Here is a 25808-nt window from a genome sequence, read left to right on the forward strand (position 1 = left end):
CGGAGGGGGGGGCGAGTCGAAGCGAAGCTTCGAACCGGGGTGGGGTCATGGGGCCGGACTGTCCCCACCCCGGTTCGGCTTCGCCGACTCGGCCCTCCCCTCCGGGGAGGGAAAGAGCCCCTGCGAACTCCCTCTGCTGAGCCGGGCCTCGAAGCACACACCAGCCCCAAATCACACCTTAACGGCCCGAAGCCGCGCCCATCAGCGCGCCCAGGCTGTCGGGGCCATCGAGCGCCCAGACCTGGACGATGATCTCGGCCGCGTCGTAGCCGTTCCCGCCTGCGAGGGCGCGGAGCTTGGCTTCGAGATCCGCGTCGCTCATCGGGCGCTCGATGCTGCCGCGGGCATGCAGCACGGTCGCGCTTTGAGTTTGGCCGTCTCGCAGCGTGACCTCGACCGTCGCGGCTCCGGGCGGGAGCGATGAGTCGACCTCGCCACGAACCTTCGACCGGAAGGCCACCGTCTCGGGCGCCATCGCGCAGGCGGCCTCGAATTCCCTCACGCCGGCCGCCCCGTACAGGAACACGATCGCGGCGGCGTGGTGCAGGCTGACGCGGGCGTCGCGCTCGTTCCGGACGACGCGGTCGCCGCGTTGCAGCAGGAGCGGGCTGCCCCGGACGACCACGCGTTCGATCTGGTCGGCCGCGAGCGCGTGGGACGCCCGGATCTCGAAACAGGCGTCGATCACGCTGTGGAACACGATCCCGGACGGATAGGGCTTGTAGGCATTCAGCTCGAAGGCCCAGCTCTTGCCGAGGCCGTCCAGGGCGCGCGGCACGTCCGGCATGTCGCCGCAGGCCTGGGCCCAGCCGAGCTTGCCCTCGATCGCGGCGGGAGCGGCGACATAGCCCTCGGCCGCGAGAAGCGCCGCCAGGATGCCGTTCCGGGGCGCGTTGCCGACGCCCGCATTCTTGGCCGCCGTCGTGAGATTCTCGACGAGCCCGCCGGAGAGACCGGCCGCGATCCCGATGGCATGGCCCGTCCTCTCGGCGTCCAGCCCGAGAAGCCTTGCACTCGCCGCTGCCGCCCCGAAAACGCCGCAGGTCGAGGTGATGTGCCAGCCGCGCGCGTAATGTCCGGGCGAGACCATGTCGCCGATGCGGCAGGTGACCTCCGCTCCGAGCAGGAAGGCGGTCAGCGCCTCAGCGCCCGACAGGCCGCGCTGCTCGGCGAGCGCTAGAACCGCCGGCAGGACGGGGGCGGTCGGGTGGATGATGGTCGGCAGATGGGTGTCGTCGAAATCGAGCAGGTTCATGCCGATCGCGTTCGCGAAGGCGGCGCCGGGCGGATCGAGCCGGTCCGGCCGGCCGATCAATGTCGCGTCCGCGCCCGGCGAGAAGGCCCGCATCGCCCGGACAGCCGTCTCGACGGCCGGATCGCGGGCGGCGCCGAGCGCCGTGCCGAAGCCGTTCAGGATGGCCCGCAGGCCCTGGTGCCGGATCCGGGCCGGTATCGCCGCCCCGTCCGTCTCGGCCACGAAGGCCCCGAAGGTCGCCGAAAGCGAAGCGGGGGCGTGGGCTTCCGGAATCGCCTTCTCCTCAATCCTTGAGCTTCGTCATCGCGACCTTGGAGGCTTCCGCGATATGCCGGAGGGAGGCCTGGAAGGCGGCCTCCGGATCCCGGGCCTTGATCGCCTTGAGGACGGCCCGGATCTCCCGGATCGAGCCCGGCAGCCGCTTCGGGCTCGACAGCGACACGCGCCGGAGCTGCGTGATGCGCGCGTTCATGGTGCGCAGCATCGACGGGATGATGACGTTCTGGGAGCCGTCGAGCAGGATGTCGTAGAAGGCCTTCTTGGCGACCAGGATCTGCTCCACCTCGCCCGACCCGTAGGCGGCGGCGAGCCGGTCGACGCTGTCCGACAGCGCGGCGACCTGTTCAGGGGTCGCCTTCTCGGCAAAGAGCTTTGCGGCCAGGGCCTCGAGCACGCCGCGGACCTGGTAGATGCTGGCCGCATCCTCGGCCGACAGCATCGAGACGAGGGGCCCGCGGTTCGGGATCGTCCGGATCAGGCCCTCGCTCTCGAGCTCGCGCAGGGCCTCGCGCACGGAGGGGCGGCTGACGCCGAGGAGGTCGCAGAGGTCCTTCTCGACGAGCCTCTGGCCCGGGGCGAAACGGCCGCTCGTGATGGCGGTGCGCAGCGTTTCGACCACTTGGGATCGGATCGGGGCCGCCACGGGGGCGACCCGCATGGATTGGTCGGTCGTTGTCATGGGCTGGCTCGCGGTCCCGCGCGCGGGCGTCTAGGGACCTGACGCCGGGTCAGCTGTGGCATGCAAGGCCCGTGCGAGCACCATCCACAAGTGGCGCGACCTCCACCGCCCGGGATGGTGCCCCCGGTCCGCCGCGACGCGCCTGGGACGGCTCATGTCCCGTCCTGGTCATGGGCGTTGGGAAAGAACAGGTCCTTCCAGGAGGACGGCCGGATCTTCAGCGTACCGACCTCGTGCATGAAGGTCGCGTATTTCATCACGTTCTGCGGGGCCGTGGTGAAGACGACGTCCGGCGACTCGATCACGGCCGCGATCTCGTCTTCGGTCCAGCCGCGCCCGTCTCCGGCTTCCAGGAAGATGCGGGTCGCGGCGCGCGGCTCGCGCTTGATGAAGGCGAGCGCTTCGCGGAGCGCCGCCATCACGGCCCCGTAGGTCTTCGGGTTCTCGTCGTGGAAGCGGGTCGTCGTGTAGAGCATCGTGAAGGTGGTCGCGCCGCCCATCACCTGGTCGGAATTCATGATGTTGCGGATCGCCGGATCCTTCAGCTCGCGCTGGTGGAAGGGCGGCGAGGTGAAATGCAGGTTGACCTCGAGCCGCTTCGACAACAGCGCGATGACCCCGTCCGGATGCGTCATCGACACCGTATACCGATCGAAGCGATCGTATTCCTTGGGCCCGAACTTGTCGCGGGCATACATCTGCATGATGATGGCCGGGATCGAGACCTTGACCGCGGTCACGGCCATCTTGTCGCCGTCGCGAATGTCTTCGAGCGTCTTGATCCGGTCCTGGTTCGTGTTCAGGTACATCGGCATCGACGTCATGGCGGCAGCGCCCATGACCTTCTGGGCGCCGCGCGTGCGGCCCCACATCGTCAGGAAGGCCGGCGGGCCGGCGGGCGCGAAATGCGACGACCCGGACAGGAGCGCGTCGTTCACGACGGAAGGTCCGCCGAAGCTGATCCAGCTGACCTTCAGCTTGTCGAGCCCGGCCGCGAGGGCGTGTTTCTCGACGAGCTTCTGCTTCTCCATGACGAGGAGCGGCAGGAAGCCGATGCCGCCGGCCCCGACCGGAATGCGGAGCTCGTCGATTTCAGCCCGGGCCGCGAGCGGCATCGCGGCGAGGAGGGCGAGGGCGAGACCAAAGCGGCGCATCATGGTGTGTCCTCCCGGCCGCCGAGCGGCTCTTCGATCATCCCGCTCACCTGGATCCCGGCTTTCGCCGGGATGAGCGGAGGTGGGCTCAGCCCTTCGGGACGGCCGCCTCGGCGATGCGTCCGGCCCGATCCAGCGTGTCCACCTGCCAGCAGAGGCCGATCAGGTCGTCGATCTGTCCATCCGTCAGGTGCTGGCGCGCCTGGTCGCGGAACTTGTCCTCGAGCTGCGCATCCGAGAGCGGCCGGTGGATGTTGCCGAGCGCGTGGTCGAGCGAAAGCCGGATCGGCTCGCCGCTCTTCCGGCGCACCTCGACGATCACGGCGTCGTCCTCGAGCGAGGCGTCGCGCTCCGCATGCGTGCTCTCGCGGATGCGGCGGATCTCCGGGTCGTTGACCGTCTCGTCGGTGAACTCGCCGAGCCGGCCCTGGCCGCGAACGAGGCCGATCGCGGCCGCATGGTAGACGGAGAACTTGCCCTCGAGCCCGGTCGCGATGAACTTCTTGTTGCAAAGGTCGAGCACGATCGGCGCGACCGTCAGCTGCACGGATTCGACGTCGGTCAGGTCGAGCCCGTGCGCGGCCCTGATCTGGCTGCAGGCGTCGATCGTCGGGTGGATGACGATGCCGGAGGCATAGGGCTTGTAGGTATTCTCGCGCAGGTCGAAATCGACCCCGAGCCCGTCCGTGATCTTCGAGAAGTCGTGCGACGGCGACAGCACCGCCGCGAAGCCGCGCGGGCTCTCGATCGGGTAATTGCCGCTGGTGAAACCCTGTTCGGCGAGGAGGGCGGCCAGATACCCGCTCTGGGCCGAGCGGCCCGGATGGAAGGGCTTGCCCATCGAGCCGAACTGCTCGCGCAGGCCGGCCGATTGCGTGGTCGCGGTGCCGATCGCCCAGATCATGTTCCGGAGCGGCAGCCCGCGCAGCCTGCCGATCGCGACGGCCGCGCCGATCACGCCGATCGTGCCCGTGATGTGCCAGCCCGTGTCGTAATGGCCGGGATAGACCGAGTTGCCGACCCGCGAGGCGGCTTCGAAGCCGAGGATGAAGGCCTCGAACAGGTCCTGGCCGGAGACGGCGTTCGCCGACGCATAGGCGAAGAGCGCCGAGGCGACCGGCGAGGTCGTGTGGCTGTAGTTCTTCGGCGTCGTGTCGTCATAGTCGTGATAATGCGACGAGAGGCCGTTGATGAGCGAGGCGTTGAGCGGGTCGAGCCGCTCGCGGCGGCCGAGCACGGCGGAGGTCCGCTCCCCCGAGAAGGGGCCGATCACCCGCATGGCGATCTCGACGCCCTCTTCGCCGGCGCCGCCGATGGCGCAGCCGACATAGTTCAGGAGCGCGCGCCGGGCCTCGTGCTTCACGTCGTCCGGGATGTCGGCGAGGCGGCTCTCGACCACGTAGCGGGCGAGCGTCTCCGAGACGCCCGCCTCGTCGGGGGTCTGCGGGGTAGGCTTACGTGCCGGCATCGACGTCCTTGAAGACCTCCTGCGCGTGGCGGGTCGATTCCATCATGGCCGGCACGCCGCAATAGATGCCGATCTGCATGATGATCTCGCGGATCTCGTCGCGGGTGACCCCGTTCGTGAGCGCGCCCTTGCAATGCAGCTTGAATTCATGCCCGCGGCCGAGCGCGGCCAGCATGGCGAGGTTCAGCATGGAGCGGGTCTTCCGCTCCAAGCCGTCGCGGCCCCAGACGGCGCCCCAGCAATATTCGGTGACCAGTTGCTGGATGGGGGCCGAGAAGTCGTCCGCCTTGGCCAGCATCGCCTCGAGGTGGTCCGCGCCGGCGACCTCGCCGCGGATCTGCTTGCCCTTCTGGAAGAGGTCGCTCTGGAATTCCGGACGGCTCGCCAATGTCCCCTCCCGCATGTCGTTGCCCAGCTTTGACAGGGCCGCTTTCTGTCTGTCAACCTGACAATTCAGTGTGAGCGGCGGGCGGTCGAGTTGCGATGACGGAGGACAAGGGCGCCCTGACCGGACGGCGCGCGCTCGTGACCGGCTCGACCGGCGGGCTCGGCCTCGCCATTGCCGATGCGCTCGCCGGGGCGGTTTGCGACGTCGTCCTGCACGGATTGTGCGATCCCGCCGAAGCCGAGGCGGCTCGGGCCGGGATCGAGGCGGCCCATGAGGTCAGGGCCCTGTTCCATGGCGCGGACCTCGCCCGCCCGTCCGAGATCGAGGATCTGGCTGCGATGGTCACGGCCGAGTTCGGCGGGATCGACATCCTCGTGAACAACGCGGTCGTGCGCCAGTTCGGACCGATCGAGGAGATGGCTGTCGAGGGTTGGGACCGGTCCGTCGCCGTGAATCTCACGGCCGCCTTCCATACGATCCGGCTCGCGCTGCCCGGCATGCGTGCGCGCGGTTTCGGCCGCATCGTCAACGTCTCGTCGATCTACGGGCTGATCGGGGCCGCGAACCGGGCCGATTACGTGACCACGAAGACGGCGCTGATCGGGCTCACCCGCGCCGTGGCCCTCGAGACCGCGACCCTCGACATCACCTGCAACGCGATCTGTCCGGCCACGATCCCGACGCCGGCCATCACGGAGCGAATCCGCGGCCTCGCCGAAGAATCCGGGATGTCGGAGGAGGAGGCGACCCGCGACTATCTCGCGACGCGCCAGCCGAGCCGCCGCTTCATCGCGCCCGAAGGCGTGGCCGCCACGATCCTGTTCCTGTGCGGGCCGGGCGGCCGCGACATCACGGGCGCCGCCCTGCCGCTCGACGGTGCATGGTCGGTCAGCTGAAGATTGTCTGACGGTCAGGCTGTATCCGGATTGTTCGGTATGCTAGGCCGATGTGGAACGGCTCGGGACAGGGCCGCTGAATGTGAGGAGACGCGGGATGGCGGATGAGGTGATCGGCTTCGTCGGGATCGGTCGCATGGGCGCGCCGATGGCGGGGCGCCTCATCGAGGCCGGGCACAAGCTCGTCGTATTCGACACCGTCGCGGCCACCCTCGAGCCGCTCGCCAAACGCGGGGCCGTGATCGCCGCCTCGGCCGAGGACGTGGCCTCGCAGGCCGATATCGTCCTGATCAGCCTTCCCCACCCGGACGTCGTCCGCGCCGTCTGCCTGGGCGACAAGGGGCTTGCCGGCGGGAGCCGGGCGAAGGTGGTGATCGACCTCTCGACCACGGGGCCCAGCATCGCGAAGCTCGTGGCCGGCGAACTCGCCGGGCGCGGGATCGCCTGGATCGATTGCCCGGTCAGCGGCGGCGTGACGGGTGCCAAGGCCGGGACCCTCGCCGTGATCGTCTCCGGCCCCAAGGATGCCGTCGACCGGGTCGAGCCGATCCTGAAGGTGTTCGGCAAGCTGTTCAACGTCGGCGAGAAGGCGGGCCTCGCCCAATCCGCCAAGCTCGCCAACAATCTCCTCGCGGCCTCCGCCCTCGTCGTGACGTCCGAGGCGATGGCGATGGCCGTGAAATCGGGCGTCGACGCCAAGGTGATGATCGACGTCATCAACGCGTCCAGCGGCCGGAACAGCGCCTCGCAGGACAAGTTCCCGCGCGCCGTCCTCACCCGGACCTTCGATTTCGGCTTCGCGACCGGGCTGTCCTACAAGGACGTGCGGCTCTGCATCGAGGAGGCCGAGGCCATGGGCATCCCGATGGTCGCGGGCTCCGCGGTCCGCCAGATGCTGGCCGTGACCAAGGCGCGGTTCGGCTACGACGCGGACTTCACCTACGTCGCCAAGCTGCTCGAGGAATGGGCCGGCGTGGAAATCGGAGGGGCGAAGACGTGAGCGTCCACCTCCGCTCGTCCCGGCGAAAGCCGGGACCCAGGACACAGGTCCTCCCAGGCCACGCGCGCGATCTGGGCCCCGGCTTTCGCCGGGGTGAGCGGCAGCCCGGCAGCGCATCATGAGCGCCCAGCTTCTGGAAAACGTCCTCCAGGCCCTCGTCGCCGGCCTGCTCGTCGGCGCGATCTACGGGCTGATGTGCGTCGGGCTCGCGCTGATCTTCGGCGTGATGCGGGTCATCAACTTCGCCCAGGGCGATTTCATGATGCTCGGCATGTATGCCGGCTTCTTCGTCTTCGCAGGCCTTTCGGCCGCGCTCGGGCTCGGGGGAGGCGTCACGGCCTATGCGGCGATCCTGCTCGCCGGTCCGCTCCTCTTCCTGGTCGGGATCGCGATCCATGCGCTGCTGATCTCGCGCGTGTCGGGCACCCGCTCGGCCAAGCTCGAAGGCGAGGGCCATTACGCGCAGCTGATCCTGACCCTCGGGATCGCGCTCATCGTCCAGAACGGCGCGCTGATCGCCTTCGGCTCGCAACTGATCTCGATCCGGACGCCGCTCTCGTCCACGGCCTGGACGGTCCCGCTGCTGGGCGGCGAGGTGATGCTCTTCATCAACCAGGCGCGCGGCGTGGCGGCCGCGATCTCGGTCGCCGTCATCGTCGCGCTCACGGTGCTGATCGGCCGCTCGCGGCTCGGCAAGGCGCTCCGCGCCTCGGCCGACAACCCGGACGCGGCGACCTATATGGGCATCGACGTCGCGCATTCGCATCGCCTCGCCTTCGGGCTCGGAATCGGCGTGACGGCGATCGCGGGCGGGCTTCTCGCCACCACGCTGCCGTTCCAGCCCTTCGTCGGGCTCGACTACGTCATCGTCATGTATGCCGGCGTCGTGCTGGGCGGGATGGGGTCGATCGGGGGCGCCTTCTGGGGCGGCATGACGATCGGCCTCGTCCAGCAGCTCTCGACCCTGGTCCTGCCGACGCAGCTCCAGAACACGGCGATCTTCGTCGTCTTCCTCGCCATCGTCTTCTTCCGGCCGCAGGGATTCTTCGGCCGCGTCTCGGAGCGGACATGAGGATGTGCGCCGGGCCAAACCTTAGCCGCTCATTCGGGCGTAAGCCGGAATCCAGCCCGGCTCGCTTCCTGGGTCCCGGCTTCCGCCGGGACGAGCGGGTAGGAGCTCGTGTCAGCCAGGACGGTGTGCCGTCATGAGCGCGCTTCGTTCCCTCGGGCCTTTCGCGCTCTTCGTCGTCGCCTACGCGATCGTCGCGGCCTTCATCACCAATTCCTACTACCAGCTGATGATGACGCTGGTCCTGGTCTGGGCCATCTTCGGCCTCTCCTGGAACGTGATCAGCGGCTATACCGGGCTCGTCTCGTTCGGCCACGCGGCCTTCTTCGGCATCGGCGCCTATACGACGGTTCTGGGCCAGGTCTACCTGAACCTGTCGCCCTGGATCACGATCCCGATCGCGAGCGCGCTCGGCGCCGTCGCCGGCATCCTGGTCGGCTTCCCGACCTTCCGGCTGCGCGGCCATTACTTCGCGCTGGCGATGCTGGCCTACCCGCTGGCCCTCCTCTACGTCTTCGAGTGGCTCGGCTACCAGGAACTCACGATCCCGATGCGGCGCGACGCGCCGCTCGCCTATATGCAGTTCGAGGATCCGCGCCTGAACACGGCGGTGGCGCTCGTGATGCTGGTCGGGACCGTCCTCGTCACGCGCTGGATCGAGGTGACCCGGTTCGGCCGGGCGCTGCTCGCCATCAAGCAGAACGAGGCTGCGGCCGAGGCCGCCGGGATCGACACCTTGCGCTGGAAGCTCCGCGCCATGGCGGTCTCGGGCGCGATCGCCGGGATGGCGGGCGGCTTCTACACGGTCGTCCTCCTCGTCGTGACTCCGCCCTCGGTCTTCGGGATGCTGGTCTCGGCCCAGGCGCTGACGGTCGCCATGTTCGGCGGCGTCGGCACCGTCTGGGGTCCGGTGATCGGCTCGGTGATCCTGATCCCGATCTCGGAGATCCTTCACGCCGAACTCGGGGCGAAGATCCCGGGCATCCAGGGCGTGGTGTTCGGGCTCGCGATCGTCGCCGTGATCCTGCTCGCGCCGGAGGGGATCTACTGGCGGGTGCGGGACATGGTGCGGGGTCGGAGGAAGGCCGGCGGCCCCCTCCACCAGGCTTCGCCTGATCCCCCTCCCCCAAGGGGGGAGGAGACGACGCCGCAGCCGCTCGGGTCTCCTCCCCCTCTGGGGGAGGGGGACCGCCCGAAGGGCGGTGGAGGGGGCGCGCCCGCCTCGTCAGACATCATCCTCTCCGTCGAGCACCTGTCGAAATCCTTCGGCGGCCTGAAGGCGGTGGGCGACGTCTCCTTCCAGGTCCGACGGGGCGAGATCCTCGGCATCATCGGCCCGAACGGGGCCGGCAAGACGACGCTGTTCAACCTCCTGAACGGCTTCCTGGCGCCCGATGTCGGCCGCGTGCTCCTCGACGGGCAGGACGTGGTCGGGCGAATGCCGCATTCCCTGTGCAAGGCGGGCGTCGGCCGCACCTTCCAGATCATGCGGCCATTCCTGCGCATGTCCGTCGCCGACAACGTCGTCGTCGGCGCCTATGTGGCGGCGGACACGGACGAGGAGGCGCGGCGGCGGGCCGACGAGGCCGTCGCGGCCGTGGGCCTCGCCGACGTCGCCGACCGGCTCGGCGGCGAGCTCACCACGAAACAGCTTCGGCTGATGGAACTCGCCCGCGCGCTCGCCGGCCAGCCGCGCCTGCTCCTCCTCGACGAGACGCTGGCCGGCCTTGGCCACGCCGAGGTGGGCGACGTGCTGGCGGTGATCCGGCGCCTGGCCGAGAGCGGCATCACCATCATGATCATCGAGCACACGATGGGCGCCATGGTGCAGCTCGTCGACCGCTTCGTCGTGCTCGACCACGGCACCGTGCTGGTCGAGGGCCTGCCGAAGGAGGTCACGACCGATCGCCGCGTCATCGAGGCGTATCTCGGCAAGAAATGGGCGGCCCATGCTGACGCTTGAGGACGTGCATGCCGGCTACACGGCGATCCCGGTCCTGAACGGGGTCTCGATCCGCGTGGACGAGGGGCAGTTCGTCGCGATCGTCGGGCCGAACGGGGCCGGCAAGACGACCATCTTCCGCACCATCTCGGGCACGCTCCGGCCCTCGGGCGGCCGCATCGTGTTCGAGGGACAGGACCTCGCCTCGGTTCCGGCCCACCGCCGGCCGCATCTCGGCATCGCCCACGTTCCCGAGGGCCGGCAGGTCTTCGCCTCGCTCTCGGTCTACGAGAACCTGGAAATGGGCGCCTATACCGACGCCGGCAGGCGGGACTGGGCGAGGAATATCGAGGCGATCTTCGGCTGGTTCCCGCGGCTGAAGGAGCGGCGCGAGCAGCTCGCCGGCACGCTGTCGGGCGGCGAGCAGCAGATGCTGGCGGTCGGCCGCGGCCTCGCTTCCTCGCCGCGCCTTCTCATGCTGGACGAGCCCTCGATGGGGCTTGCCCCGACCGTCGCCGACTTCATCTTCGAGCGGCTGCTCGACATCCGCCAATCCGCGAAGCTGACGATCCTGCTCGTCGAGCAGCGGGTCGCCGAAGCGCTCGACCAGGCCGACCAGGGCTATGTGCTGGAAGCCGGGCGGGTGGTGCTCGAAGGCCCGAACGAGGCGCTCCGCGCCGACGACCGCATTCGCCAGGCGTATTTGGGAATGTGACCGCAACCTCCCGCTCGTCCCGGCGAAAGCCGGGACCCAGCTTCGACGCTGGTTCTGGGCACCGGCTTTCGCCGGTGCGAGCGGGCAACATCAGCAACCGGAGGATCGCCCATGACCCAGCTTACTCGCCGAACCCTGATCGGATCGACCGCGGCGGCGCTCGCCGTTCCGCCCACCGCCTTCGCCCAGAACCCGACCGAGGTGAAGGTCGGGCTGATCGTGCCCCTGTCGGGCCTCTACGCCCGGCCGGCCTCGGTCATGAAGATGGGCGCCGAGATCGGCATCGACGACGTCAATGCGGCCGGCGGCATCAAGTCGCTCGGCGGCGCGAAGCTGAAGCTCGTCCCGATCGATTGCGGCGACTCGGTCGAGAAGGCCAAGAACGCCGCCCAGCGCATGGTCGCCCAGGAGACCGACCTCGTCGCGGCGACCGGCGCCTATCTCTCGTCCTTCACGCTCGCCGTGACCGAGGTGACCGAGCGCGCCCAGCTGCCGGTGCTGACGCTGTCCTATTCGGATCTCCTGACCGACCGCGGCTTCAAATACATCTTCCAGACCGCCGCGACCGCCAGCTCGCAGTCGGCGCAGGGCCTTCCGGAGCTGATGAAACTCGCCGAATCGGCCTCCGGCAAGCGGCCGAAGACGGTCGCGATCGTGATGGACAACACCGCGACCTCGGTCGCGACCGCCAAGGCGCTGAAGGACACGCTGTTCAAGCAGCTCGGCCTGGAACTCGTCGTCGACGAGGTCTGGACGCCGCCGCTCTCCGACGCGACGCCGCTCATCCAGAAGGTCAGGGCGGCGCGGCCCGATCTCCTCTTCGCGATGCCGAACGCCGTCTCGGACGCGAAGCTGCTGGTGGAGAAGATGAACGAGTTCGGCCTCGGCCAGGGCCGCGTTCCGACCATCTCCTTCTCGATCACCATCGCCGAGCCCGACGTGCTCCAGAGCGTCTCGCCGCAGGTGATGCAGGGCGTGATGACGATCGTGGCCAATTGGGGCTTCAAGGGCCACGAGCGGCTCATCGCCGAGGTGAAGAAGCGCTACAACGAGCCCTGGGCGACCCAGAACGTCATCTCGACCTACGGCGACATCTGGCTGATGGCGGCCGCGCTCGAAAAGGCCGGCAAGGCGGACAAGGAGGCCGTCGCCCAGGCGCTCCGCACCCTCGATGGCGGGCCGGCGCAATATTATCCGGGCGGCCAGCTGAAATTCGACGACAAGGGCCGCCGGGTCGGGGCCGGCGTCACCATCGTCCAATGGCAGAACGGGGTGCCCGTCACGGTCTTCCCGAAGGAGATCGCGATGGCGGAGCCATTCTGGCCGAAGCGGGGCTAAGGTCTCCTCCGCTCATCCCGGCGCAAGCCGGGATCCAGGCCAAGTGCAGGATCTAGGCTGACGAGGGTTCTGGACCCCGGCTTTCGCCGGGGTGAGCGGAGGGCCAGGTGGCGTTCTACGTCTACATCCTCGCCAGCAAGCGGAACGGTACGCTCTACATCGGGATGACGGACGACATCGGGCGGCGCGTCTACCAGCACAGGACAGGAGAAATCCCGGCTTCACCCGCCGGTACGGCGTCAAGACACTGGTCTGGTACGACGTCTTCGAAACTCGCGAGGCTGCATTCCAGCGCGAGCGGCAGATGAAGGAGTGGCAGCGGCGCTGGAAGATCCAGCTGATCGAGAGTGCTAATCCGAACTGGGATGATCTCTACGAGATCCTGAACCAATAGAAAATGCCGGCTCGGGGAAGCACCCCACCGCTCATCCCGGCGAAAGCCGGGATCCAGGAACCCGGCCGCAACTGGATCCCGGCTTTCGCCGGGATGAGCGGATGAGAAGACGAAGCGAACCACAACAACACAAGGGAGGGAAACACCATGACGACCGACACCACCATCACCCGACGCACGCTCCTCGGCACGACCGCGGCGGCGGCCGTTGCCGCCCCGAACCTCGCCCGCGCGCAGAACCCGGCCGAGGTGGAGGTCGCGCTCCTCGTCCCGATCTCGGGCATGTATTCCCGCTTCGGCGAGGACATGCGGCAGGGCGGAGAGCTCGGGATCGAGCATATCAACAAGGCCGGCGGCGTGAAGGCGCTCGGCGGGGCGAAGCTGAAGCTCGTCGTCCTGGATTGCGGCGACTCGACCGAGAAGGCCAAGAACGCCGCCCAGCGCATGGTCGCGCAGGAGAAGGGGATCGTGGCCGCGAGCGGCGCCTACTTGTCCTCCTTCACGCTCGCCGTCACGGAAGTCACCGAGCGGGCGCAGATCCCGGTCCTGACGCTGTCCTATTCGGACCTGATCACCGAGCGCGGCTTCCGATACGTCTTCCAGACCTCGGCAACCGCCGCCGCCCAGGCCGAGCAGGCGCTTCCGGAAATCCTGAAGCTCGCCGAGACCGCATCTGGCAAGCGTCCGCAGACCGTCGCGATCGTGACCGACAATACGGGCGCCTCGATCGCCTCCGTGAAGCCGATGCGCGAGGGACTGCTGCAGCGGCTGGGCCTGAAACTCGTCGTCGACGAGACCTTCACGCCGCCGATCGCCGACGCGACGCCGCTCGTCCAGAAGGTCCGGGCGGCGCGGCCGGACCTGTTCTTCTTCCTGCCCACCGTGATCTCGGACGCGAAGCTCGTCCTCGAGAAGATGAACGAGTTCGGCCTCGGCCAGGGCCGCGTCCCGACCATCTCCTTCGGCATCGCCATCGCCATGCCGGACATGCTGAACACGGTCTCGGCCGACCTCCTGCAGGGCGTGCTGTCCTGCGTCGGCAATTGGGGCGTGAAGGGCGAGGAGCAGCTGATCGCCGATCTCAAGACGCGCTATCAGCAGCCGTGGGCCAATCAGAACACCGTCTCGACCTACGGCGACATGTGGATCATCAAGGATGCATTGGAAAAGGCCGGCAAGGCGGATCGCCTCGCCGTCGCCGAGGCGCTCCGGACGATGGACGCAGGGCCGTCGAAATTCTTCCCCGGCGGCGTGATCAAGTTCGACGAGAAGGGCCGCCGGGTCGGGGCCGGACTGACCGTGATCCAGTGGCAGGGGGGCGTGCCTTACACCGTGTTCCCGACCGAGCTCGCGACCGCGAAGCCGTTCTGGGGCAAGGGGGTGTAGGCTCCACCCCGCTCATCCCGTCGAAAGGCGGGATCCAGCCCGCGCCCTGGGCACCGGCTTCCGCCGGTGTGAGCGGGCGATCAAGCCCTTACCCTTGTCATCCCGTCGAAAGCCGGGACCCAGCTTCGACGCTGGTTCTGGGCACCGGCTTCCGCCGGTGTGAGCGGGCGATCAAACCCTTACCCCTGTCATCCCGGCGGAAGCTGGGATCCAGCCTCGCCCTGGACACCGGCTTTCGCCGGTGTGAGCGGGCGATCCAGCCCTTACCCCTGTCATCCCGGCGGAAGCCGGGATCCAGCCCCGCCCTGGGCACCGGCATTCGCCGGTGTGAGCGGATGATCAGCGCGGATCCGCATCCAGCCGGACGGCGATCCCCTCGAGCCCCGGCGCCGAGGCCGGGTAGCGCTCCAGCACCATCGGGTCGTGGCCCGGGATGACATTCGCCCGGTCGCTCGCGAGCTCGTAGAGGCGGCGATAGCCCTCGAGCGTGTCCTCGACGCTGTGGAGGAGGTGGAAGGGCCGGCCGCCTTCCATGTTGGCGTAGAAATGGCTCGCGTCGCTGGCGAGCACCATCCAGCCGCGCCGCGTCCACACGCGCACGGCCTGCAGTCCCTTCGAATGGCCGCCGAGGCGGTGGACGGAGAGGCCGGGCGCGATCTCGCGGTCGCCGTCGTGGAAGGTGACGCGACCCTCGAAGACCTTGCGGAGCATCGCGGTGACGTCCTCGACTTCGAAGGGCACCCGAAGCACCGGGTGGCACATGCAGCGGCCGGTCGCGTAGGCCATCTCGGCATCCTGGAGGTGGTAGCGGGCGCGCGGAAAGAGGCCGTAATTGCCGCAATGGTCGTAATGCAGGTGGCTGACGACCACGTCCTCGATCGCGTCCGGGTCGATGCCGATGCAGCGCAGGCCCTCACCCGGCGAGCGGATGAAACCGCGCTTGCGCTTCGCCCCCATCGCCTCGTCGAACCCCGTGTCGAGGATGACCGTGCGGCCGTTGCCTCGGATCGCCCAGACGAAATAGTCGAGCGGCATCGGAGCGTCGTGCGGGTCTCCGCCTAGGAAGTTTTCGCGCGTGGTGGCGTGCGTGTTGTGGGCGTAGCGGATCGCGTGGATCTCGTAGGGTTCGAGTTCGGCCATCTGTGTTCTCCGTCGCCGCTCATCCCGGCGAAAGCCGGGATCGATCTTCGCGGGGCAGGCTGGACCCCGGCTTTCGCCGGGGTGAGCGGGGTTGCTACCCAGGTTTTCCGACCGTCACCCCCGCCGGCCGCTCCACCATCTCGACGATGCGGGTGAAGTCGCTCTCCGGCCCGAACTGGTCGTTCATCTTCTGCCAGATGGACCGCACCGCCTTGGCGGTCTCGAGATCGAGGCCCATCCCCTCCGCCTCCTCTAGGCAGAGCCGGACGTCCTTGAACATGAGCCCGGTCGAGAAGCCGTAATCGAAGCGGCGGTTCAGGATCGATTTCGGGAATTTCTGCGTGGTCGCCGTGTTCATGCCGGAGGAGACGTTGATCACGTCGACCATCACGGCCGGGTCGATCCCGGCCTTGACCCCGGCCGTGATCGCCTCGGCCGCGATCGCCATGGCGGAGGCCGACATCAGGTTGTTGCAGAGCTTCATCATCTGGGCCGAGCCCGGCGCCTCGCCGATGAAGAAGACCTTGCCGATGTTCTTCAGCATCGGCTCGAGCCGGTCGTAGGTCGGCCGAGGGCACGAGACCATGACGGCGAGCGTGCCGGCCTTGGCGCCACCGACGCCGCCGCTGACGGGGCAATCGACGAAGGTGATGCCGCGCTCCTTCAGCTTCGCGGCGATCGCGGCGCCGACCCGCGGGCCGGTGGTCGACAGGTCGACGACGGTCTTCACCATCGACCCCCCGGAAATGCCGCCCTCGCCGAGCACCACCTTTTCCACGATGTCGGGCGTCGGCAGGCTGACCAGGACCGTCTCGGCCCGCGACGCCACATCCTCGGCCGAGCCGGCGCGGGCGGCGCCCTTCTCGAGGAAGGGCCCGATGACGTTGTCGCGGGTGTCGTGGACGACGAGGCCGTGTCCGGCCTCCGCCAGCCGGGTCGCCATCGGCGTGCCCATATTGCCCAGGCCGATGAAGCCGATCGTTTCAGCCATGTATGATCTCCTTGGATTTCTGATCAGAACTCGTAGGCGGCATCCCTTCTCCCGCAAGGGGAGAAGCGGGTAGCCGCACTGTCATTCGGCCTTCAACCCGACGGCCTTGATGATGACGCCGAAGCGCTCGGCATCGGCTGCGATGAGGCGGCGCAGCGGTTCGCCCCCTTGCTGGTCCGCCTCCGGCAATTCCGCCGCGAGATCCGCGAAGCGGCGCCGGAGGTCGGGGTCGGCGAGCGCCAGCTTCAGCGAGGCTTCGAGCCGGTCGAGCACCGGACGGGGCGTCGCGGCGGGCGCCGCGATCGCGTTCCAGACCGCGAGGTCGAATTGCGGCGCGCCGGCTTCCGCGAAGGTCGGCACGTCCGGCAACTGGGCGAGCCGCGCCTTGGCCGTGACCGCGATCGCCTTGGCGCTGCCGCCCGTATGGAGCGGGATCATGGTCACGGTCTGGTCGATTACGGCATCGATCACGCCGGAGAGGAGGTCGTTGATGGCCGGCCCGGCTCCCCGATAGGCGATGTCGGTCGCCTTCGTGCCGGTGACGTGCAGGAAGGTCGCGGTGGCGAGGTGGCCCGTGGTGCCCGGGCCTGCATGGCCGAAATTCACGCCCTTGTCGGAGGCGCGGAGCTTGGCCAGGAAGCCGGCGAGGTCGCGCACGCCGCTCTTGTTGCTGACCGACAGCACCATCGGCACGGTCGCCACGAGGCCGACCGGCGCCAGGTCCTGGCGCGGGTCGAAGCCGAGCTGAGGGAAGAGCCACAGATTGGCGGCGAGCGACCCCATATTGCCGAAGATCAGGGAATAGCCGTCGGGCTCCGCCCGGACCACGCGACGGGTCCCGACCGTCGCGCCGCCGCCGACCACGTTCTCGACGACGACGGACTGGCGCAGATTCTCGCTCATCGCCTTCGCGACGAAGCGGGCGAGCACGTCCGTCGTGCCGCCGGCCGCTGCTGCCACGACGAGCGTGATCGGGCGGCTCGGGAAGGACTGTCCCCAGGACGGTCCCGTCAGGAGGACAAGACCCAGGACGACGCGCGCCAGCAAACCCACCCGAACCTCCCACGCGCCTGTTTCTTGACAAACAGATTGTCAGACAGTCAGCTCAGCCGCAACCCGTCTGTCTCTCCGCGGTTTTCGCGCCCGGGACAAGTCGGGCATCGAAAAGGGAGGGGCGCATGATCGCGCGGGTCGGACTGGTGCTGCTGTTCTGGGCATGTGGCGTCGCGTGCGCGCCGGCCGGGGCGCAGGAATTCCCGAACCGGCCGGTCACGATGGTGGTGCCGTTCTCGGCGGGAGGCCCGGGCGACATCATCGGCCGGCTCCTCGGCCCCGCGATGGGGGCCGCCCTCGGACCGACCATCGTGGTGGAAAATGCCGTCGGGGCGGGCGGCACCATCGGCACGAACCGCGTCGCGAAGGCCGCGCCCGACGGCTACACGATCCTCCTCATGCATGTCGGCCAGGCGACCAGCGTGACCCTGTTCCGGAAGCTGCCCTACGACCCGGTCGAGGATTTCGCGCCGATCGGCCTCGTGACCGACGCTCCGATGATCATCGTCGCCCCGAACGACTTTCCGGGCACGTCCTTCGCCGAGGCGATCGCCCATATCAAGGCCAATCCCGACCGGGTCCTCCTCGGCAATGCCGGGATCGGATCGGCCTCGCACCTGTGCGGGTTGCTGCTCATGGACCGGGTCGGCACGAAGCTCACCACCGTCCAGTATCGCGGCGGCGGGCCGGCCCTCATCGACGTCATGGCCGGACGGCTCAACCTCTGGTGCGATCCGGCGAACGGCCCGACGCCCTACGTGCAGGAGGGCAAGATGAAGGCGCTCGCCGTCTCCACCCTGTCGCGCCTGCCGAACCTGCCGGAGGTGCCGACCGCCGACGAGGCGGGCCTCAAGGGTTTCGACGTCTCGACCTGGTACGGCCTCTATGCCCCGCGCGGCACGCCGCCCGCCGTCATCGACCGGCTCCTCGTGGCGCTTCGGGCGGCGCTTCGCGACCAGACCGTGAAGGAGCGTTTCGTGGCGCTCAGCCTGCAGCCGATCGAGGAGAGCCGGGTGACGCCGGAGGCCTTGCGGGCCCATCTCGTCGCGGAGGTCGCGAAATGGGCGCCCGTGATCCGCAAGGCGGGCGTGTTCGCCGATTGATCAGGGAAGGGCGCCGCCGGCATCGTGAGAGGCTCTGGCCGGAGCCACCCGGCCGGATACGCCCTCCCCTGAGCAAGGGGGAGGGACAAGCCGCGTCCGCTATTCCGCCGCGGCGGCCATCGCGCCCCGGTTGCCGCCGAGATAGTCCATCGCGGCCGCGACGCCGCCGGCGCGGTGCGGGATGCCGCGGGCGCGCAAACCCATCTCGACGCCGGTGAGCACGCCCGTGACCATGAGGTCGTGGAAATCGCCGAGATGGCCGATGCGGAAGGCCTTGTCGGCCAGCGGCCCGAGGCCGTTGCCGAGCGACATGTTCGAACGCTCGAGGATCTCGGCCCGGAGCGCGTCGGCGGAATGGCCCTCGGGCAGCCGGATCGCGGTGAGGACCGAGGAATATTCGGCCGGGTCGGCGCATTGGATCTCCAGGCCCCAATGCCGGACGCAGCGGCGCGTCGCCTCCGCTGCCCTGTCATGTCGGGCGAAAACGTTGTCGAGCCCCTCCTCGTGCAGCATGTCGATCGCGACCTTGAGGCCCTGCAGCAGGTTGGTCGACGGCGTGTAGGGGAAGAAGCCCTTGTCGTTGATCGCGAACATCTCCTCCCAGTCGAAGAAGGAGCGCGGCAGCTTCGCGGTCTTCGCGGCCGCCCGGGCCTTATCCGAGACGGCGTTGAAGGAGAGGCCGGGCGGCAGCATCAGGCCCTTCTGCGAGCCGCCGACGGTGACGTCGACGCCCCATTCGTCGTGCCGGTAATCGATCGAGCCGAGCGAGGAGATCGTGTCGACGATGAGGAGGGCCGGATGGCCGGCCGCGTCGATCGCGCGCCGCACGGCCGGGATGCCGGAGGCCACGCCGGTCGAGGTCTCGTTGTGGACCACGCAGACCGCCTTGATCCGTTTCTCCTTGTCCTCGGCGAGGAGCGCGCCGATGGCGCCGGCATCGACGCCGTGGCGCCAGTCGCCCGGGATCACCTCGGCCTCGATGCCGAGCTTCGATGCCATCCGGCTCCACAGGGTCGAGAACCAGCCGGTCTCGAACATGATCACCCGGTCGCCGGGCGAGAGCGTGTTGAGGAGCGCGGCCTCCCAGGCGCCGGTGCCGGAGGCGGGGTAGATCACGACCGGCTTCTCGGTCTTGAAGATCGTCCGGATCCCGGCCAGCACCTCGCGGCCGAGCTTGCCGAATTCCGGCCCGCGATGGTCGATCGTCGGCTTCGCGATGGCGGCCAGGACGGGGAGCGGCGTGTTCGACGGGCCGGGGATCTGCAAAAAATGGCGGCCGGGATGGTAGCTCATGGTCGGGTCCTCCGGGCGGCGTTTCCTTCCCGGCATCTGATCGGGTATCGCGGCAGGATGGTCAATCTCAGGACGTTCGCCTCCGCGGACCCCGTCTCGACACACGAGGCAAGGATACGTCCGAGCGAGCCCCCTCCACCGCCCTTCGGGCGGTCCCCCTCCCCCAAAGGGGGAGGAGACGCAGGAGGCGGCCGCATCGTCTCCTCCCCCTCTGGGGGAGGGGGACCAGGCGAAGCCTGGTGGAGGGGGGCCGCATGACCACTCTTTCCCGCGATCTCGCAATCGAACGCCGCCTGACCCAGGCCCTGCAGGGCGAGGTTCGCTTCGACGCCTTCACCCGGGGTCGCTACGCGACCGACGCCTCGATCTACCAGATCATCCCGGCCGGCGTGGTTTTCCCGAAGAGCCGTGACGACGTCGCGGCCGCGCTCGCGATCTCTCGCGAGGCGGGCATTTCGGTGGTCGCGCGCGGCGGTGGCACCTCGCAGAACGGGCAGCCCGTCGGGCAGGGCCTCGTCGTCGACTTCTCGCGCCACCTCAACAACATCCGCGAGTTCGATCTCGCCGCGGAAACCGCGACGGTCGAGCCGGGTCTCGTCCTCGAACACCTGAACGGGCGGCTGCGCCGCGACGGCCTCTTCTTCCCGGTCGAGCCCTCGACCGCGAGCCGCTGCACCATTGGCGGCATGACCGGCAACAATTCCTGCGGCGCCCGCTCGATCCGCTACGGCAAGATGGTCGACAACGTGCTCGCGATCGAAGCCCTGCTGCCGGACGGGACCGCCATCAGGTCAGGGATCCGGGGAGCCAATGATCCCGGGATCACAGGATCACAGGCGGCCGAGAGCCTGGCCGACCGCATGGTGGCGCTGGCCGACCGCGAGCGGTCCGAGATCGACCGGGTCTTCCCGAAGGTGCAGCGCCGGGTCGGCGGCTACAATCTCGACGCGCTCCTGACGGAGCGGCCGAACCTCGCCGGCCTCTTGGTCGGCAGCGAGGGCACGCTCGCGCTGACGACGGCCGTGACGCTGAAGCTGTCGCCCCTGCCGGTTCATCGGGTGATGGGCGTCTGCCACTTCCCGTCCTTCCGGTCCGCCATGGAGACGACGCGGCATCTCGTCGAACTCGGACCGGTCGCGGTCGAGCTCGTCGACGAGAACGTGCTCGTGCTCGGCGCCGACATCCCGATGTTCAGGCGCACGCTCGCCGACATCACCAAGGGACGGCCGAACTGCCTGCTCCTGGTCGAGTTCGCGGGCGACGACCTCGCCGGGCTGCGGCAGGACCTGCGCCGTCTCGACCAGGCCATGGCCGATCACGGCTTCCCGGACAGCGTGGTCGAGGTCGTCGAGCCGCCGCGACAGCGCTCGGTCTGGGAGGTGCGCGAGGCCTGCCTCAACATCATGATGTCGATGAAGGGCGACGGGAAGCCGATCTCCTTCATCGAGGATTGCGCGGTGCCGCTCGAGTACCTGGCCGATTACACAAGCGCCATCACCGAGCTTTTCGCCCGCCACGGCACGCGCGGCACCTGGTACGCGCATGCCTCGGTCGGCTGCCTGCATGTGCGGCCGATCCTGAACATGAAGGGCGAGGCGGGCGCGCGCACGATGCGGGCGGTCGCCGAGGAGGCCTGCGACCTCGTCCGGCGCTTCGAGGGGTCGCATTCGGGCGAGCATGGCGACGGCATCTCGCGCTCCGAGTTTCACGAGCGGATGTTCGGCCGCAGGCTCGTCGCGGCCTTCGAGGAGGTGAAGGATGCCTTCGACCCCAAGGCGGAGCTGAATCCCGGCAAGGTCGTCCGGCCGCTCCGCATGGACGACCGCGCGCTGATGCGCTTCCCGCCCGGCTACGATACGGCCGAGCCGGTCCGGCCGGCGCTCGACTGGTCGGATTGGGGCGGCTTCGGCCGCGCCGTCGAGATGTGCAACAACAACGGCACCTGCCGGAAGACCTCCGGCGTGATGTGCCCGTCCTACATGGTCACGCGGGACGAGCAGCACGTCACCCGCGGCCGCGCCAACTCGCTCCGCCTCGCCATCTCGGGCCAGCTCGGGCCGGACGCCTTCACGTCGCACGAGATGAAGGCGACGCTCGACCTCTGCGTCTCCTGCAAGGGCTGCCGCCGCGAATGCCCGACCGGCGTCGACATGGCGAAGATGAAGGTCGAGTTCCTCTCCCACTACCATGCCCGGCACGGGCTGCCGCTTCGCGAGCGGCTTGTCGCGCATCTTCCGCGCTATGCGCCCGTCGCGGCCCGGCTCGCGCCGCTCCTCAACCTGCGCGACCGGATCGGCCCGATCGCGCGCGCGACCGAGCGTTTCCTCGGCCTGTCGTCCCGCCGCTCGCTGCCGCGCTGGCGAAAACCCTGGCGCGAGCACCGCGCGCCCTCCGGCCCGGAGGCGGTACGAGGGGATGGGCTCGACCTCGTCCTCTTCGCGGACACCTTCAACCGGGCTTTCGAGCCAGAAAATTTGGACGCGGCCGAGCGGGTGCTCGTGGCCGCCGGCTACCGTCTGCACCGGGTGGCGCCGGAGGGAGGCCGCTCGCTCTGCTGCGGCCGGACCTATCTGTCCGCCGGGATGGTCGACGCGGCCCGGCGCGAAGCGCGCCGCACCCTCGACGCGCTGGCACCCTACGTCGCCCGCGGAGCGCGCGTGGTCGGACTCGAACCCTCGTGCCTGCTCACCTTCCGGGACGAGTTCGGCTCGCTCCTGCCCAAGGCCGAGGCCGATCCCCTGGCCTTCGCCTCGTTCCTGCTGGAGGAGGCGCTGGCGGCCGATCTGACGGCCGGTCGCGTGCGCCTGCCGCTGCGGGACCAGGGCGGGCGGGTGGCCCATCTCCACGGCCATTGCCACCAGAAAGCCTTCGGGGCGATGGGCGCTGTGGAGCAGGTGCTCCGCGCCATACCGGGTCTCGACGTGAAGCCGATCGAATCCTCCTGCTGCGGCATGGCCGGCGCGTTCGGCTATCGGGCCGACACGATCGACGTGTCTCTCGCGATGGCCGAGCTGGCGCTCCTCCCGGCGGTCCGGGCAGCGGGACCGGACGATCTCGTCGTCGCCGACGGCACGAGCTGCCGCCACCAGATCCACGACGGCACGGGCCGGGACGCGTTGCATGTCGCCCGGGTGCTGGATGGGGCCCTTGGCGCCTGACCCGTCATCCCGGCCGCGGCCGCGGCCGCTGTCCCTCCCCGGAGGGGAGGGCGAGTCGAAGCGCAGCTTCGAACCGGGGTGGGGTCACGGGGCCGGGTGTCCCCACCCCGGTTCGGCTTCGCCGACTCGGCCCTCCCCTCCGGGGAGGGAGAGGCGGCGACTCCGTTCGGGCCCATGATCCACGGCGGCGATCTCACGGAGGCGATGGCCCGCCACGGCGCGGGCGATCCGCCCTGGCTCGACCTCTCGACCGGCATCAATCCCCATCCTTGGCCCGTGCCCGAGGCGCTGGCGCGGCAGGGTTGGGAGCGGCTGCCTTCGGCTCCCGACGCGGAAAGCCTGCTCGGAGCCGCCCGGGCCGCGTACCGTGTCCCGGATGAAGCCGGGATCGTGGCCGCGCCCGGAACCCAGGCCTTGATCCAGTGGCTGCCCCGCCTCGCACCGCCGGGCGGCGTGGCCGTGCTAGGCCCGACCTATGCCGAGCACGAAGCGAGCTGGCGGCTGGCCGGGGTGGACGTGCACGAAATCACAGACGTGTCCGCGTTCGTGGGCCAGCCAGGGCGTGGCGCGTCCTTTGAGGCCCCGCTTCGCGGGGCACCTCAGGATGAGGAGGGTCGTGGAATCCACTCACGTCCTCAGGCTGAGGTGCGAGCCGGTCCCGCGACGTGGGCGGGCGAGCCTCGAAGCCCGCACGACGCCCGCCACCTCGTCGTCGTCCACCCGAACAACCCCGACGGACGGCTCCTTTCGGACGGAGAGCTGCTCGACGCCGCCCGCCTCTGCCAGGAGCGGGGCGGCTGGCTCATCGTGGACGAATCCTTCGCCGACATCGTCCCGAAGCGAACGAGCGTCGCGCTGGTCGCGCATTATCCGGTCGTCGTCCTGCGATCGTTCGGGAAGTTCTACGGACTCGCCGGCCTCCGGCTCGGCTTCGCGGTCGCGGGCCAGCCTATCGCAAACGCGATCCGGGCCGCCCTCGGGCCCTGGGCCGTCTCCGGCCCGGCGCTCGCGATCGGGGCCGCGGCCCTGGCGGATGATGGCTGGGCCCATGGCATGCGGGCGCGACTCGCCGGTGAGGCGGCCGCGCTGGATCGCGTGTTAGAAGCGGGCCGCCTCGAGATCGTCGGCGGGACGAGCCTCTACCGGCTGGCGCGCCATCCCGAAGCCCGTGCGCTGCATGAGGCTCTCGCGGCGGAGCATATCTGGGTCCGGCGTTTCACCTGGGCGCCGGACCTCCTCCGGTTCGGGCTGCCGCCGGACGAGGCTGGGTTCGACCGGCTCGCGGCCGCGCTCCGGCGCTATGACCAGGGCACCACCACCATCCGGCCCCCATGCTCGGCCCGGTAGGCCTCGACCCCGAAGACGCGCCGCAGCACCTCGGGCGCGAGCGCCGCGTCAGGTGCGCCGTCCGCCTCCACCCGCCCGGCCATCATGACGACGACGCGGTCGGCGAAGCGAGCCGCGAGGCCGAGATCGTGGGTCACCGCGATCACGAGCGCGCCGGCGCGGGCGGCCTCCTGCAAGGCCCGCATGACGTCGATCTGGTGGCGCGGGTCGAGCGCGGCGGTCGGTTCGTCGGCGAGGATGAGCCTGGCGCCAACCGCGAAGACCCGGGCCAAGGCAACGCGGGCGCGCTCGCCTCCGGAGAGCGTCGTCACGGGCCGGTCGGCGAGGTAGCCGGTCCCGGTGATCCGCATCGCGTCGTCGACGGCCGTAGAATCCTCCGGCCGCAGCCGCGATGGGTCGCTCGCGCCGTGCGGGATCCGGCCCAGCGCGACGATGTCCCGGGCCGGCAGCGGCCAATGCGCCTCGTGCCCCTGCGGCAGGTAGCTGAGCGCCCGGGCGCGGGCCTGCGGCGCCATCCGGGCGAGGTCGGCGCCGTCGAGCCGGGCCGTGCCGGTGGCCCGCACGAGCCCGACCAGCGCACGCAAGAGGGAGGTCTTGCCGGCGCCGTTCGGTCCCACGAGCGCGACGAGGGAGGCGGGCGGGAGCGTCAGCGAGACGCGGTCCACGACCGGGCGCTCGCCGAACAGCACGGTGAGGTCCTGCAGCACGAGGGTCACGCGAGCATCCCGGCGCCGAGGCGGCGCCGCTCCCGCACGATCAGGTAGAGCAGGAACGGTACGCCGATCAGCGCCGTCAGCACGCCGACCTTGATGTCGGTCGTGGACGGGATCAGCCGCACGGCGATGTCGGCGGCCGTCAGAAGGATGCCGCCGGCGAGCGCGGCGGGGAGCAGCAGCCGGGCGGGATCGTACCGGACCAGCGGCCGCACGAGGTGCGGCGCGACGAGGCCGATGAAGCCGATCGTGCCGGCGACCGCGACCGCCGCGCCCACGCCGAGCGCCACGCCGACGATCACGGCGAAGCGGAGAGCCGACACCCGGATCCCGAGGCTCTGCGCCGCCTCCTCGCCGAGGGTCAGCGCCCGGAACGAGCCCCGGCAGGAGAACAGGATCACGACTGCTGCCGCGATGAAGGGCAGGGCCATCGCGACATGCCGCATCGAGCGATCCTCGAGCGAGCCGAGCAGCCAGAACGCGATCTCGAGCGCCGCGAACGGGTTCGGCGCGAGGTTGAGGGCAAGTGCCGTCGCAGCCCCGGCCAGGCTCGAGATGGCGAGCCCGGACAGGATCAGGAGCGTCAGCCCCGCCCGCCGTCCCGCGATGGCGACGAGGCCGAAGACCGACAGGAAGGCGCCGAGGATCGCGGCCGCCGGCAGGGCGTAGGAGAGCGCGTCCGCGAGCCCGAGCGAGAGCATGGCCACAGCCCCGAAGGCGGCAGCCTGCGGCGCGCCGAAGAGCGACGGCGCGGCTAGCGGGTTGCGGAGAAGGCCCTGCATGGAGGCCCCGGAGAGGCCGAGCACCGCCCCGATCGCGACCGACAGGATCGCCCGCGGCAGGCGGATCTCGGCCACGATGATCCGGTCCGTCTCGGTCCCGAAGCCGAGGAGGGCGCGGGCCACGGTCCAGGGCGCGAGGCGCACCGGGCCGATCCCGAGGGAGACGAGGAAGAGCGCGAGGAGGAGGGTCGCGAGGACGAGTGGGACGAGCGTTCGGCTTTCGGGACGGGTCACGGCCTCCCCCCTCCACCACCCTTCGGGTGGT

Annotated in this window: 22 protein-coding genes; 11 read left to right on the forward strand and 11 right to left on the reverse strand. The window is 69.6% G+C overall.

Going from position 1 to position 25808, the window contains the following annotated elements; genetic code table 11:
- Positions 1-178: 178 nt before the first annotated feature.
- From ACFE87_RS03580 to ACFE87_RS03600, 5 genes are all read right to left on the reverse strand, one after another.
- On the reverse strand, positions 179-1477 hold the full coding sequence (locus tag ACFE87_RS03580) for an MmgE/PrpD family protein (RefSeq protein WP_375458241.1): 1299 nt from the start codon (positions 1475-1477) through the stop codon (positions 179-181).
- 61 nt (positions 1478-1538) lie between these two features.
- On the reverse strand, positions 1539-2213 hold the full coding sequence (locus tag ACFE87_RS03585; RefSeq protein WP_375458242.1) for a GntR family transcriptional regulator: 675 nt from the start codon (positions 2211-2213) through the stop codon (positions 1539-1541).
- A gap of 152 nt (positions 2214-2365) precedes the next feature.
- Positions 2366-3370, reverse strand: a complete 1005-nt coding sequence (locus tag ACFE87_RS03590) for an ABC transporter substrate-binding protein (protein ID WP_375458243.1) — start codon at positions 3368-3370, stop codon at positions 2366-2368.
- 85 nt (positions 3371-3455) lie between these two features.
- Positions 3456-4835 carry an MmgE/PrpD family protein gene (locus ACFE87_RS03595; RefSeq protein ID WP_375458244.1) on the reverse strand — a complete coding sequence of 460 codons (1380 nt, stop codon included), beginning with the start codon at positions 4833-4835 and terminating at the stop codon, positions 3456-3458.
- Positions 4822-5223 carry a carboxymuconolactone decarboxylase family protein gene (locus tag ACFE87_RS03600; protein WP_375458245.1) on the reverse strand — a complete coding sequence of 134 codons (402 nt, stop codon included), beginning with the start codon at positions 5221-5223 and terminating at the stop codon, positions 4822-4824. The genes ACFE87_RS03595 and ACFE87_RS03600 overlap by 14 nt, the downstream gene beginning before the upstream one ends.
- A gap of 95 nt (positions 5224-5318) precedes the next feature.
- Here ACFE87_RS03600 and ACFE87_RS03605 point away from each other — a divergent pair, with 95 nt between their 5' ends.
- The 8 genes from ACFE87_RS03605 (at position 5319) to ACFE87_RS03640 (ending at position 13963) form a co-directional block, all read left to right on the forward strand.
- On the forward strand, positions 5319-6119 hold the full coding sequence (locus ACFE87_RS03605; protein ID WP_375458246.1) for an SDR family NAD(P)-dependent oxidoreductase: 801 nt from the start codon (positions 5319-5321) through the stop codon (positions 6117-6119).
- A gap of 97 nt (positions 6120-6216) precedes the next feature.
- On the forward strand, positions 6217-7119 hold the full coding sequence (locus ACFE87_RS03610) for an NAD(P)-dependent oxidoreductase (RefSeq protein ID WP_375458247.1): 903 nt from the start codon (positions 6217-6219) through the stop codon (positions 7117-7119).
- Positions 7120-7237: 118 nt separating this feature from the next.
- Complete coding sequence (locus tag ACFE87_RS03615) at positions 7238-8191, forward strand: branched-chain amino acid ABC transporter permease (protein ID WP_375458248.1); 954 nt, start codon at positions 7238-7240, stop codon at positions 8189-8191.
- Between the two features lie 133 nt (positions 8192-8324).
- Entirely contained in the window at positions 8325-10151 is a 1827-nt protein-coding gene (locus tag ACFE87_RS03620) for an ATP-binding cassette domain-containing protein (protein WP_375458249.1), read from the forward strand.
- Positions 10138-10845, forward strand: a complete 708-nt coding sequence (locus ACFE87_RS03625; protein ID WP_375458250.1) for an ABC transporter ATP-binding protein — start codon at positions 10138-10140, stop codon at positions 10843-10845. Before ACFE87_RS03620 ends, ACFE87_RS03625 begins: the two co-directional genes overlap by 14 nt.
- A 111-nt stretch (positions 10846-10956) precedes the next feature.
- Positions 10957-12183, forward strand: a complete 1227-nt coding sequence (locus tag ACFE87_RS03630; protein WP_375458251.1) for an ABC transporter substrate-binding protein — start codon at positions 10957-10959, stop codon at positions 12181-12183.
- A 107-nt stretch (positions 12184-12290) separates the two neighbouring features.
- A complete protein-coding gene (locus tag ACFE87_RS03635; RefSeq protein WP_375458252.1) occupies positions 12291-12491 on the forward strand; it encodes a GIY-YIG nuclease family protein in 201 nt (66 codons plus the stop codon).
- Between the two features lie 233 nt (positions 12492-12724).
- The gene (locus ACFE87_RS03640) at positions 12725-13963 is read left to right on the forward strand and encodes an ABC transporter substrate-binding protein (RefSeq protein ID WP_375458253.1); all 1239 of its coding nucleotides are present in this window, start codon (positions 12725-12727) and stop codon (positions 13961-13963) included.
- A gap of 339 nt (positions 13964-14302) precedes the next feature.
- On the opposite strand, the gene ACFE87_RS03645 is transcribed toward ACFE87_RS03640, so the two are convergent.
- The 3 genes from ACFE87_RS03645 to ACFE87_RS03655 form a co-directional block, all read right to left on the reverse strand.
- Positions 14303-15103: an N-acyl homoserine lactonase family protein gene (locus tag ACFE87_RS03645; RefSeq protein ID WP_375458254.1), complete on the reverse strand. Its 801-nt coding sequence runs from the start codon at positions 15101-15103 to the stop codon at positions 14303-14305.
- Positions 15104-15197: 94 nt separating this feature from the next.
- Positions 15198-16094 (reverse strand): NAD(P)-dependent oxidoreductase, encoded by an 897-nt coding sequence (locus ACFE87_RS03650; protein WP_375458255.1) that lies wholly within the window; start codon positions 16092-16094, stop codon positions 15198-15200.
- An 81-nt stretch (positions 16095-16175) separates the two neighbouring features.
- A complete protein-coding gene (locus ACFE87_RS03655) occupies positions 16176-17147 on the reverse strand; it encodes a Bug family tripartite tricarboxylate transporter substrate binding protein (protein ID WP_375458256.1) in 972 nt (323 codons plus the stop codon).
- Positions 17148-17272: 125 nt separating this feature from the next.
- On the opposite strand from ACFE87_RS03655, the gene ACFE87_RS03660 reads away from it, so the two are divergent.
- Positions 17273-18250, forward strand: coding sequence for a tripartite tricarboxylate transporter substrate-binding protein (locus ACFE87_RS03660; protein WP_375458257.1), 978 nt, complete (start codon positions 17273-17275; stop codon positions 18248-18250).
- 99 nt (positions 18251-18349) lie between these two features.
- Here the strand turns inward: ACFE87_RS03660 and ACFE87_RS03665 are convergent, their stop codons facing one another.
- On the reverse strand, positions 18350-19543 hold the full coding sequence (locus ACFE87_RS03665) for a pyridoxal-phosphate-dependent aminotransferase family protein (protein WP_375458258.1): 1194 nt from the start codon (positions 19541-19543) through the stop codon (positions 18350-18352).
- A 254-nt stretch (positions 19544-19797) separates the two neighbouring features.
- Between ACFE87_RS03665 and ACFE87_RS03670 the strand changes: the two genes are divergently transcribed.
- Positions 19798-22701, forward strand: a complete 2904-nt coding sequence (locus ACFE87_RS03670) for an FAD-binding and (Fe-S)-binding domain-containing protein (protein ID WP_375458259.1) — start codon at positions 19798-19800, stop codon at positions 22699-22701.
- Positions 22702-22875: 174 nt separating this feature from the next.
- Entirely contained in the window at positions 22876-24048 is a 1173-nt protein-coding gene (gene cobD / locus ACFE87_RS03675) for a threonine-phosphate decarboxylase CobD (RefSeq protein WP_375458260.1), read from the forward strand.
- Here cobD and ACFE87_RS03680 read toward each other — a convergent pair.
- Both ACFE87_RS03680 and ACFE87_RS03685 read right to left on the reverse strand, forming a co-directional pair.
- Entirely contained in the window at positions 24000-24764 is a 765-nt protein-coding gene (locus tag ACFE87_RS03680; protein ID WP_375458261.1) for an ABC transporter ATP-binding protein, read from the reverse strand. The genes cobD and ACFE87_RS03680 overlap by 49 nt on opposite strands.
- Positions 24761-25777, reverse strand: a complete 1017-nt coding sequence (locus tag ACFE87_RS03685; protein ID WP_375458262.1) for a FecCD family ABC transporter permease — start codon at positions 25775-25777, stop codon at positions 24761-24763. The genes ACFE87_RS03680 and ACFE87_RS03685 overlap by 4 nt, the downstream gene beginning before the upstream one ends.
- Between the last annotated feature and the right edge of the window lie 31 nt (positions 25778-25808).

This window comes from uncultured Enterovirga sp., from assembly GCF_964242715.1.
In the GTDB taxonomy this organism is placed as follows: domain Bacteria; phylum Pseudomonadota; class Alphaproteobacteria; order Rhizobiales; family Beijerinckiaceae; genus Enterovirga.

What these genes read in the sequence shown, in the direction of transcription:
- ACFE87_RS03585 (WP_375458242.1), bottom strand. Translation starts at nt 2,213, where the DNA reads ATGACAACGACCGACCAATCCATGCGGGTCGCCCCCGTGGCGGCCCCG.
- ACFE87_RS03590 (WP_375458243.1), bottom strand. Translation starts at nt 3,370, where the DNA reads ATGATGCGCCGCTTTGGTCTCGCCCTCGCCCTCCTCGCCGCGATGCCG.
- ACFE87_RS03595 (WP_375458244.1), bottom strand. Translation starts at nt 4,835, where the DNA reads ATGCCGGCACGTAAGCCTACCCCGCAGACCCCCGACGAGGCGGGCGTC.
- ACFE87_RS03605 (WP_375458246.1), top strand. Translation starts at nt 5,319, where the DNA reads ATGACGGAGGACAAGGGCGCCCTGACCGGACGGCGCGCGCTCGTGACC.
- ACFE87_RS03610 (WP_375458247.1), top strand. Translation starts at nt 6,217, where the DNA reads ATGGCGGATGAGGTGATCGGCTTCGTCGGGATCGGTCGCATGGGCGCG.
- ACFE87_RS03615 (WP_375458248.1), top strand. Translation starts at nt 7,238, where the DNA reads ATGAGCGCCCAGCTTCTGGAAAACGTCCTCCAGGCCCTCGTCGCCGGC.
- ACFE87_RS03620 (WP_375458249.1), top strand. Translation starts at nt 8,325, where the DNA reads ATGAGCGCGCTTCGTTCCCTCGGGCCTTTCGCGCTCTTCGTCGTCGCC.
- ACFE87_RS03625 (WP_375458250.1), top strand. Translation starts at nt 10,138, where the DNA reads ATGCTGACGCTTGAGGACGTGCATGCCGGCTACACGGCGATCCCGGTC.
- ACFE87_RS03630 (WP_375458251.1), top strand. Translation starts at nt 10,957, where the DNA reads ATGACCCAGCTTACTCGCCGAACCCTGATCGGATCGACCGCGGCGGCG.
- ACFE87_RS03640 (WP_375458253.1), top strand. Translation starts at nt 12,725, where the DNA reads ATGACGACCGACACCACCATCACCCGACGCACGCTCCTCGGCACGACC.
- ACFE87_RS03645 (WP_375458254.1), bottom strand. Translation starts at nt 15,103, where the DNA reads ATGGCCGAACTCGAACCCTACGAGATCCACGCGATCCGCTACGCCCAC.
- ACFE87_RS03650 (WP_375458255.1), bottom strand. Translation starts at nt 16,094, where the DNA reads ATGGCTGAAACGATCGGCTTCATCGGCCTGGGCAATATGGGCACGCCG.
- ACFE87_RS03660 (WP_375458257.1), top strand. Translation starts at nt 17,273, where the DNA reads ATGATCGCGCGGGTCGGACTGGTGCTGCTGTTCTGGGCATGTGGCGTC.
- ACFE87_RS03665 (WP_375458258.1), bottom strand. Translation starts at nt 19,543, where the DNA reads ATGAGCTACCATCCCGGCCGCCATTTTTTGCAGATCCCCGGCCCGTCG.
- ACFE87_RS03670 (WP_375458259.1), top strand. Translation starts at nt 19,798, where the DNA reads ATGACCACTCTTTCCCGCGATCTCGCAATCGAACGCCGCCTGACCCAG.
- cobD (WP_375458260.1), top strand. Translation starts at nt 22,876, where the DNA reads ATGATCCACGGCGGCGATCTCACGGAGGCGATGGCCCGCCACGGCGCG.